The sequence below is a fragment of the Burkholderia sp. KCJ3K979 genome, assembly GCF_016759955.1.
Classification (GTDB): domain Bacteria; phylum Pseudomonadota; class Gammaproteobacteria; order Burkholderiales; family Burkholderiaceae; genus Burkholderia; species Burkholderia orbicola.
Genome location: NZ_JACFYV010000013.1, coordinates 62449 through 71091, shown reverse-complemented (window position 1 = coordinate 71091; position 8643 = coordinate 62449). Strand labels below are relative to the sequence as shown.

9 protein-coding genes and 1 pseudogene are annotated in these 8643 nt (G+C 65.6%); 6 read left to right on the top strand and 4 right to left on the bottom strand.

Annotation, left to right across the window (positions count from 1 at the left end; all coding sequences use genetic code 11):
* The 4 genes and pseudogenes from H3O04_RS05500 to H3O04_RS05485 form a co-directional block, all read left to right on the top strand.
* A partial coding sequence (locus H3O04_RS05500; protein ID WP_237666185.1) for a chloride channel protein occupies nucleotides 1-1322 on the top strand: 1322 nt, incomplete at its 5' end.
* Nucleotides 1323-1574: 252 nt separating this feature from the next.
* Nucleotides 1575-1889, top strand: coding sequence for a helix-turn-helix domain-containing protein (locus H3O04_RS05495; protein WP_202587284.1), 315 nt, complete (start codon nucleotides 1575-1577; stop codon nucleotides 1887-1889).
* Nucleotides 1886-3145: a type II toxin-antitoxin system HipA family toxin gene (locus H3O04_RS05490; protein WP_202587283.1), complete on the top strand. Its 1260-nt coding sequence runs from the start codon at nucleotides 1886-1888 to the stop codon at nucleotides 3143-3145. The genes H3O04_RS05495 and H3O04_RS05490 overlap by 4 nt, the downstream gene beginning before the upstream one ends.
* Nucleotides 3136-3234, top strand: a pseudogene (locus H3O04_RS05485) (TIGR00366 family protein); the annotation flags it as partial. The gene H3O04_RS05490 and the pseudogene H3O04_RS05485, both read left to right, overlap by 10 nt.
* A gap of 63 nt (nucleotides 3235-3297) precedes the next feature.
* Here H3O04_RS05485 and H3O04_RS05480 read toward each other — a convergent pair.
* From H3O04_RS05480 to H3O04_RS05465, 4 genes are all read right to left on the bottom strand, one after another.
* Nucleotides 3298-4626, bottom strand: coding sequence for an MFS transporter (locus H3O04_RS05480; RefSeq protein ID WP_202587282.1), 1329 nt, complete (start codon nucleotides 4624-4626; stop codon nucleotides 3298-3300).
* 222 nt (nucleotides 4627-4848) lie between these two features.
* Nucleotides 4849-5781, bottom strand: coding sequence for a 3-keto-5-aminohexanoate cleavage protein (locus tag H3O04_RS05475; protein WP_006479084.1), 933 nt, complete (start codon nucleotides 5779-5781; stop codon nucleotides 4849-4851).
* A 35-nt stretch (nucleotides 5782-5816) separates the two neighbouring features.
* The gene (locus H3O04_RS05470) at nucleotides 5817-6623 is read right to left on the bottom strand and encodes an SDR family oxidoreductase (protein WP_006479083.1); all 807 of its coding nucleotides are present in this window, start codon (nucleotides 6621-6623) and stop codon (nucleotides 5817-5819) included.
* A 73-nt stretch (nucleotides 6624-6696) separates the two neighbouring features.
* Complete coding sequence (locus tag H3O04_RS05465; RefSeq protein WP_023475709.1) at nucleotides 6697-7407, bottom strand: GntR family transcriptional regulator; 711 nt, start codon at nucleotides 7405-7407, stop codon at nucleotides 6697-6699.
* 193 nt (nucleotides 7408-7600) lie between these two features.
* Between H3O04_RS05465 and H3O04_RS36620 the strand changes: the two genes are divergently transcribed.
* Both H3O04_RS36620 and H3O04_RS05455 read left to right on the top strand, forming a co-directional pair.
* The gene (locus tag H3O04_RS36620; RefSeq protein WP_337249617.1) at nucleotides 7601-8194 is read left to right on the top strand and encodes a type VI secretion system amidase effector protein Tae4; all 594 of its coding nucleotides are present in this window, start codon (nucleotides 7601-7603) and stop codon (nucleotides 8192-8194) included.
* Nucleotides 8191-8643, top strand: coding sequence for a type VI secretion system amidase immunity protein Tai4 (locus tag H3O04_RS05455; protein WP_006479081.1), 453 nt, complete (start codon nucleotides 8191-8193; stop codon nucleotides 8641-8643). Before H3O04_RS36620 ends, H3O04_RS05455 begins: the two co-directional genes overlap by 4 nt.

The following is an 8643-nucleotide window of genomic DNA, read 5'->3' as shown; positions in this document are numbered from 1 at the left end:
TTCCATCCGCTCCCGCCGCTTCCTCGCCCCCCGTCAGCCCGTTCGCGCGCATGGCTGTCGTCACGGTCCTGACCGGTATCGGCGCGGGTCTCGGCGGCATGCTGCTCGCGTTGCTGCTGCATGCGATCCAGCACCTCGCGTACGGCTACGGCATCGCGCACGTGATCGGGTCCGAGAGCTTCCTCAGTGGCGTGACCGGCGCCGAACCACTGCGTCGGCTGGCGGTGCTGACCGTCTGCGGGATCGTCGCCGGCGGCGGCTGGTGGGCGCTTTACCGGTATGGCCGGCCGCTCGTCAGCATCCGTCGCGCGGTGCGCGCGGCCGATCCGCGGATGCCGTTCGTCAGTACGACGGTTCATGCGCTGCTGCAGATCGTCACCGTCGCGCTCGGCTCGCCACTCGGCCGCGAAGTCGCGCCGCGCGAGATCGGTTCGCTGCTCGCCGGGCGGTTCGCGCATGCGGCGCGACTCACGCCCGACGATTGCCGGCTGATGGTCGCGTGCGGCGCCGGCGCGGGGCTCGCGGCCGTCTACAACGTGCCGCTCGGCGGCGCGATCTTCGTGCTCGAGGTGCTGCTCGGCACGTTCGAAATGCGTGCGCTGATCGTGGCGGTCGTGACGTCCGCGATCGCGGCGATCGTCGCGTGGCTCGGCCTCGGCAATGAGCACCAGTACACGGTGCCGGCGTTCGTGCTGAGCACACCGCTGGTCGCATGGTCGATCGTCTGCGGGCCGCTGTTCGGCTTCGCCGCGTACGGTTTCGTGCGGCTCACGACCCGCGCGCGGGCGAACGCGCCGAAGGACTGGCGGCTGCCGGTGTTCGCGCTGCTCAACTTCGCGGTGATCGGCGTGCTCTCGACGGGGTTTCCGCAATTGCTCGGCAACGGCAAGGGGCCGGCATCGCTGGGCTTCGACGGCACGCTGACGATCGGCCTCGCGGCGGTGCTGCTCGTGCTGAAGGTGCTGATCGAGGCCGGCAGCCTGCGGGCCGGCGCGGAAGGCGGGCTGCTGACGCCGGGCCTCGCGAACGGCGCGCTGCTCGGGGTCGTGCTCGGTGGACTGTGGAGCATCGTGTGGCCGGGCGCATCGCTCGGCGGATGCGCGCTGATCGGCGCGACCGCGTTTCTCGCCGCGTCGATGCAGATGCCGATCACGGCCGTCGTGCTGCTGCTCGAATTCACGCGCGCGAATCACGACTGCCTCGTGCCGATGCTGCTTGCCGTGGCGGGTTCGCTTGTGGCGTACCGGCTTGCGCAGAAGCTGGTGGAGCGGCGAGCGACAGCGATCGCAGCCGTCAGCACGCCGGAGGCGGTTGCTCGCTAGCGGGCTCACGCCAGGGCCCGTATACGCATCGATGCGCGCGGCGATCCATCCACGACATGGCGTATCTGGAAGGCGTCCAGTGGGCAGGGGAAGAGCGTGCATCGCTGACGCATCAATTCCGTTTTGAAGTGAATTATCTGCGAAAATATCAAAATAAGACACAATGTATGGGAATTAAAGTTCCTGCATGCATCTCTCCTGTAACTCTATAATATTGTGAGTTACGAGAGATATGGCGCGGGAAGACCCACTATGCTGGAATTAAATTTTCGCAAGCCCGATGAAATCGTCACACTGCTTTGCGCGAGGCTTCGCACGGAGCGGCTGGCGTTGCAATTGACGCAGAGCGACGTAGCCGCGCGTGCCGGCGTCGGTTCCAATACCGTGTCCAATCTGGAAGCCGGACGCAATGTGAGCCTCGAGACGGTAGTTCGTGTAGCCATGGTCCTGGGACGTAGCAAGGAACTCGAAGGATTGTTCCTGCCGAAGCTCGATAGCCTGGAAGACGTTCATCGGTATGAAAAAAGTGCCAAACGTCAGCGCGTCACGAGGGGCAACCAGAAATGATCGAGCGGATCGATGTCTACTACGACGGCTGGGGGGAGCACTGGCTGTGGGGATCGATGGTTTCTACGACGGCGATCACGGGGCGCCCGTTGATCGTATTCGAATATAGCGATGACGCGCGCAAAAGGGGGCTGGAACTGTCGTCTTATGCGCTCCCATTGCATGGGGCGAGGCTGCGCAAGGACTTTCCGTCCCATCAGCTGGGATTGCCCGGCCCAGTCTATGACGCGCTGCCCGACGGATGGGGCATGTTGCTCATGGACCGCTTGTTCAAACGCCGCGGTCTCAACGCGGCACGCATCGGGCCGCTGGAGCGGTTGGCTTACATTGGCAACCACGCAATGGGCGCCATGTCGTTCGAGCCGGTCGCGGTCGAGATCCAGGCACCGCAGCCGGATATTCCTCTCGACCGGCTCGCGGCCGAGGTACAGGAAGTCCTCAACGGTGAGGGCGGCGAATTCCTTCATCAACTGCTGCAGGTGGGCGGCTCTCCGCAAGGTGCCAGGCCGAAGGCCCTGGTCTATCGTGATCCGCAGTCCGGCGTTTTTACCACGGCCGCGGTGGCGGGTTTTGACGCGTGGTTGGTCAAGTTCCCGGCTCGGCAAGAGCATCCCGAGGTGTGCGCGATCGAAATGGTCTACGCCGAGTGCTTGCGCATGTGCGGCATCGAGACCCCGGACACGCTGCATTTCAATTTGCCTGACGGGATGGCGGCATTTGCGTCCCGGCGTTTCGATCGACGGGACGGTCTGCGCGTGCCCATGCAAAGCGTTGCCGCGTTTACCGGTGCCGATTACAAAACGCCGGGGGCGCTGGACTATGTGAACTTCTTGCGTGCGACTCACATGTGCACCAACGACGTACGCGAGAAGGCGCGGGCGTTTGAACGGGCTGTCTTCAATGTCGCGTTCAACAATCGCGACGATCATCCGAAAAACTTCGCTTACGTCATGTCGCGATCCGGCCAGTGGAAACTCGCGCCGGCCTACGACGTGACATTCTGCGAGGGGCCGGGCGGTTACCACCAAATGGACGTCATGGGCGAGGCGCTGCAGATCGACCGGGCGGCATTGCTCGGACTGGCAAAGGAAGCAGAGCTTTCCGCAGCCGTTGCCAGCGACATGATCGACGGAATGTGCGGAGTAGCCAGCCAGTTCTCGGCCATTGCGAAGCGCCGCTACGAGGGGATCATCACAGAAGACACGCTGACGGACATTCAGCGTCGAATCGACGAGAACGTTGCGCTGCTGCGCTAGGGCTCGGCGTGCGCGACATCATGGGGTATTGCGTGACGACGCTGCTGTTCTCGGGCGTGGTGTTTGTCGCGGAGATGCATCTGTTCTGACGGAGCGAGGCGAGATGCGGCCGGGGCGAAACCCGCATCTCGCCAGCCTGAATCTCGCTGTCTTCAGCCGCGCGACCGCACGTCGGCGGGCTCGTGCCCGTGCCGCAACGCGAGGCTCGCGAACGCCGCGACGACGAGCGCGGCCGCCAGCAGCGTCAGCCCGTTCTTCGCATTGCCGGTCGCCTGTTCGATCGCGCCGACGACGGTCGGCCCGACGAAGCCGCCGAGCAACCCGCACGTATTCACGAGCCCGAGCCCGCCGGCCAGCGCGCTGCCGGCGAGCCGCGACGCCGGAAACGTGAACACGATCGACTGCACGACGAAGAACATCGATGCCGCGACGCACACGCAGAGCAGCCCCGCCAGCGGCGACGCATGCGCGGCGCCGACCATCCCGGCGGCCATGACCACCAGCCCCGCGCACAGCATCCGGCGCGAATGACGCGACTCGCGGGCGAAGCGGGGCAGCGTCCCGGCGCCCAGCGCGGCGGCGAGCCAGGGCAGCGACGTCAGCAACCCGACCGCGACCGGCGAGAGGCGCCCCGACGCGCCGATGATGCCCGGCAGGAAGAAGATCACCGTGTAGATGGTCAACTGGTGGCAGAAGTACACGAAGATCGCGAGCCAGATCTGCGGATCGCGCAGTGCGGCGCCGAACGCATGGCCGCCGTGCGCGGAGACGCCCGCGTCCTGTTCGGCGGCCAGCTTGCGCTCGAGCGCGCGGCCGGTTTCCGGGGCGAGCCACGGCGCGGCGCTCGGACGGTCCGGCAATCGCGTCCACACGACGAACGCGAGCAGGATCGCCGGAATGCCTTCGACGACGAACAGCCATTGCCAGCCGTGGAAGCCGAGCGTGCCGTCGAGTTCGATCAGTGCGCCGGCGAGCGGCCCGCCGACGATGTTGGCGATGCACACGCCGAGCAGGAAATAACCGGTGGCGCGCGCACGTTCCTCGCGGCCGAACCAGTACGTCAGATACAGCATCACGCCGGGAAACAGGCCGGCTTCGGCCACGCCGAGCAGCAGGCGCATCACGTAGAACGACGTCTCGCCGCGGACGAACGCCATCGCGACCGACAGCGCGCCCCACGTGATCATGATCCGCGTGATCCAGAAGCGCGCTCCGACGCGATGCATGATCAGGTTGCTCGGGATCTCGAACAACGCGTAGGTGAGAAAGAACAGCCCCGCGCCGAGCCCGTACGCGGCCGATGAGATGCCGAGATCGACGCCCATCGAATGTTTGGCGAACGCGATGTTGGTGCGGTCGAGAAAGCTGATCACATAGGCGGCGATCAGCAGCGGCATGAGTTTGCGGAACAGCAGCCGGTTCAGCGACGCGTTCGCGTCGCCGGCGGCGGAAGACAATGCCTGAGCATGATGAGTGGACATGCGGACGACTCCGGTAAGAGCGAACCGGCGCGCACGGCAAGCACGGCGCGCCGCGTTCGGCAAATGCCGCTGCGATGCAGGCAGCGGATGGGCAGTCGACGGAGCCGCGCCGGCGGCGCTCGCATGGAGCGGGGCGATCAAGGGCGTCCTGGCACCGGCCGGCTCGGGCCGGCGCCTTGTCACTGCGCTTGCGGGTTCTGGTGTTAGGGTGCTACCCGGCGGTCAGAAATTCACCGCGTCGCCGCCCTTGAGCGCGAGCATCGCGCGCGCCTCGGCCGGCGTCGCGATCTCGAGCGACAGGCCTTCGAGCACCTGGCGCATTTTCAGGACTTGCGCGGCGCTCGATTCCGCGAGCTTGCCGGGCGCGATCCACAGCGAATCCTCGAGCCCGACGCGCACGTTCGCGCCTTGCGCGGCGCCGATCGTCGCGAGCGGAATCTGGTTGCGCCCGGCGCCGAGGATCGACCACACGTAATCGCTGCCGAACAGGCGGTCGGCCGTCCGGCGCATGTGCATCAGGTCCTCCGGATGCGCGCCGATCCCGCCGAGCAGGCCGAACACGCTTTGCACGAAGAACGGCGGCTTCGCGAGCCCGCGATCGACGAAGTGCGCGAGGTTGTACAGGTGCGAGATGTCGTAGCACTCGAATTCGAACCGCGTGCCGTTCGCGCCGCAGCGCGTGAGGATCGTCTCGATGTCCGCGAACGTGTTCTTGAACACGAGATCGCGGCTTTTCTCGAGATGTTCGCGCTCCCACGGATGCTTCAGCTCTCGGAAGCGCTCGAGCATCGGGTACAGCCCGAAGTTCATCGAACCCATGTTCAAGGACGCGACTTCGGGCTGGAAATGCAGCGCCGGCTGCAGCCGTTCGTCGACCGTCATGTGCGGGCTGCCGCCCGACGTGAGGTTGATCACCGCGTCGGTCCGCGCCTTGATGCGCGGCAGGAACTCGGCGAACACGGCCGGGTCCTGCGTCGGCTTGCCGTCGGACGGGTTGCGTGCGTGCAGGTGCAGGATCGCCGCGCCGGCCTGCGCGGCCGCGACCGCGGCCGTTTCGATTTCGTGCGGCGTCACGGGCAGGTACGGCGACATCGACGGCGTATGGATCGCGCCGGTCGGCGCACAGGTGATGATGACTTTGCGAGCGTTTGCCACGGATGGATTCCTTTCGATGAACGATGCAGGAGGCGTCAGAGCACTTCGACGTTGCCGCAGACGGAGATCGCCTGCCCGGTGATCCCGTGCCCGCCCGGCGAACACAGGAACAGCGCGGTCGCGGCGATTTCGGCCGGATCGGTCATGCGCCGCAGCGAGATCTTCTCGAGATAGCGCTGCTCCATTTCGTCGTAGCCGATGCCGAGCTGCTGCGCGCGTGCCTCGATCACACGGCGCATCCGCGGGCCGCGCACGATGCCGGGCTGGATCGCGTTCACGCGGATGCCGAGCGGCCCGAGTTCGATCGCGAGACTTTTCACGAGGCCGACCACCGCCCATTTGGTCGCCGCATACGGTGTGCGGAACGCGTAGCCGAGCCGGCCGGCGACCGACGACAGCGCGATGATCGCGCCGCCGGGTTTCGACTCGCGCAGCAGCGGCACCGCGCGGCGCGCGAACTGGAATTGCGCGTTCAGGTTGATCGCGACGGTCTGCTCCCACTGCATGGGGTCGATTTCGTCGATGCCGCCGGTCGGGCCGGCAATGCCCGCGTTGTTGACCAGCACGTCGAGGCCGCCGAGCCGGGTCGACACGTCGGCGAACACGCGCTCGACGGCGGCCGGGTCGGACACGTCGGCCAGCGTCGCGCTGATCGCGCCGGTCGCGGCACGCGGCGGCCGATCTGCGAGCGCCGCGATCGCGGCTTGCGACGCATCGCACACGTGCACGCGCGCGCCGCATTCGGCGAACGCATCGGCGATTTCGAGGCCGATGCCCGACGCGCCGCCGGTCACGAGGACGCGCAGGCCGTCATAGGGTTTCAGCAGGTCGGAAGCTGTCATGCCGGGTTGTCTCCATCTTTGGTGTTGTGGAATGACGGCCGCTCGCGTGTCGGGCGGCCGTGGCACGCGGTCGCTACGGTTTCGCGTTCACGCTCCGCGGCGTCTGTTCGGCCCGCAGCGTCTCGGCGAGATCATGCGCGGCGCCGCCGATGTCGAGCGCGATGCCGGCCCGCACGCCCGCGCCGTCGCGCCGTTCGAGCGCATCGACGATCGCGCGGTGCGCATCCATCGAGCGCCGCATGTGCGGGATGTCGAGCGCGACCATGTTGAGGAACGGGCCGACGCGCATCCACAGGTTCTCCACGATCGCGAGCGTGTTTTCGCTGGCGCCGTGCGCGTAGATCGCACTGTGGAACGCGAAATTGCTTTGCAGGTAGGCACGCGAGCGGCCGGCCTCAGCGTGTGCCTGCATCGTCTCGCAGGTCTTGCGCACGGCCGCGATCTGCGCGTCGGTCATCCGGGCGCACGCGCGTTCGGCGATGCAGCCTTCGAGCGCGATGCGCACGTCGCGGAGTTCGTCGAGCATGTCGAGCGTCATCGGCGGGACGACGAGCGCGCGATTCGGGCCGTCGACCAGCGCGCGTTCGGCGCGCAGCCGCGTGAGTGCGGCCCGCACGGGCATCGTCGACGAGCCGACCGCCTCGGCGACGCTGCGCAGGCTCAGCGCCTGGCCGGGCGCGAAGCGGCCGCTCATCAGCGCTTCGCGCAGTTGCTGATAGACCTTGTCGGCCATCGTTTCCTGTTCGATGACTTTCAGTGCGGGCGGGACGATGCGTGGCGGCAAGGCGGGGCTCCTGAGTTTGATCTGCGATCTGTGATCACACTGGCGATGTGCGAAGTTTTGTCGATCGGGGCGGCGGAGTCAAGGCGAACGGGATCGGGGAAAACGAGGGGTGAAGCAGAAGACGGATCGGAGTCCGACAAGCCGACTTCCTTACAAAAAACTTTCAAGCCGTGCATCATGACGCCCTGATTCGGTGGATTCGAAGGTTCTCGGTGCACATGAGCCGTCGCGAGTCTTCGATGCGCTTACCCTCGAGTCGAATTCATTTCAACAACAAGGAGCCAAAGTGAAACGACCATCATTTGCCGTTGCATGGGCGGCATCTCAGCGAATCTACGACCCGGCAAATTCCGGTGAGCGCGTTGCGAAAGTGATAGGTGGATACGTCGAGAAGAACGTCAACAATCCGAATCCGACAGAGCGATGGAGCAATACTTGCGCGGTGAGGATGAGTTATATCCTGGGTGAAGCTGGCATGGTGATACCGCGAATCCCCGAGCAAACGGTATCGGGCAGAGACAATCGGCAATACTTTTTCCGTGTCAGGGATTTGATTCGTTTTCTCGAGCAACGCTGGGGGAAGGCTGAGGGCGTCAAATACCCGCCGTCGAACGGAGGGCCACTTGCGGGTCGGCAGGGCGTCCTCCTGTTCGAGGTGTCGGGGTGGAGCGATGCACAGGGCCACGCCACGCTGTTTAACGGGCGGACGTGCTACGACCATTGTTACTTCAACGAACCGGGCGCGCGGTATCGTACCGATCGCGCAAATTTTTGGAGCCTGTCATGAGGGGAGTCCGGATCGCTGCCGCGTTGGCGTGCATCGCGTTTCAACCGACGATGGTCGTGGCGAAGGACGTCGCACAAACATCGCCCGAGGCCGGCTCACGAACTTACCTCCAGAACTTCAAGGACATGGCGCTCGCGGAGTGCCTGGCTGCCGCATACAAGCAGGCGCCCGGCGCGAGCAAGGACATCGGCAGCAGCATCAGCGCGTTGCGCGACTGGACCTACTACGACATGGAACGTGCGCCGGACGTCATTCATGCGCTGGTTGCGAAGTATCTGGCTCGCGACTATCGGAATCCGGTCGTCGAATCGGAAGTCGCGGATGTGAAGTTCGACTTCCTGAAGTGCATCGACCTGTATCACGGCAAGGAACTGGACGCTGCAGCGAAGCAGCTCGTATCGCGTCCGAACCGTACCTATCGAACCGAGCATCCGCCCAAGCCGCAGTAG